Here is an 887-nt window from a genome sequence, read left to right on the forward strand (position 1 = left end):
AGCTAAAGAAAACTCTAAGGGATTTGCTTCTTTACAGACTATAACTCATTGTTTTGGGCTTAAACGTGATGCGTATTATAAATACAAATCTAGAGCTGATAAGCGTTTAATACTAGAGCAACAGATTATAAATATTGTTAAGAAAAGACGCAAATCCTTACCTAGAGAAGGCGTGCGTAAACTTGAAAAATCTTTAGACGATGAGTTTGCTAAAGCCAATCTTAAAGTTGGTAGAGATACGCTATTTAATGTCCTTAGAAAACATAATATGCTAACACTTAGAAAGAAAACTAGTGCCAGAACAACAAACTCCTACCATCGTTTTTATAAGTATAAAAACATTATAAAAGATATGGAAGTTAAAAAATCAAACCAAGTTTGGGTCTCTGATATAACATACATCAGAACCGTAAAAGGCTTTTGCTACTTGGCTTTAATAACGGATATGCATTCTAGGAAAATTGTTGGCTATGACCTTAGTGATAGCCTAGAACTCGACGGATGCGTGAGGGCTCTTAAAAAGGCCATTTATCAAGCAAAAAATATTAAAGGACTCATACACCACTCTGATAGAGGAATACAATATTGTAGCAATGTATACACACAAATTCTTAAAAGAAATAAGATAAACATTAGTATGACAGAAGAAAATCACTGCTATGAAAACGCCATGGCTGAACGCGTAAACGGCATCTTAAAAGATGAATTTTATCTCGACCAAACCTTTGATAGCGTAAGTCACGCAAAGAGAGCTGCAAAAAATGCAATTAATTTATACAACCAAATAAGATTACATTTATCTTTAGACTATAAAACACCAAATATGGTATATAAATTATCAGCGTAAATTCAATTTTAACCTGTAGCCATATTTCAGGACTAGACAT

At 32.9% G+C, this 887-nt stretch carries 1 protein-coding gene; it reads left to right on the forward strand.

What is annotated here, in order from left to right; translation table 11 throughout:
- On the forward strand, positions 1-847 hold an 847-nt coding region (locus Q0739_RS14880), incomplete at its 5' end, for an IS3 family transposase (protein WP_298239527.1).
- Between the last annotated feature and the right edge of the window lie 40 nt (positions 848-887).

The sequence above is a fragment of the uncultured Algibacter sp. genome, assembly GCF_947487605.1.
In the GTDB taxonomy this organism is placed as follows: domain Bacteria; phylum Bacteroidota; class Bacteroidia; order Flavobacteriales; family Flavobacteriaceae; genus Algibacter_D.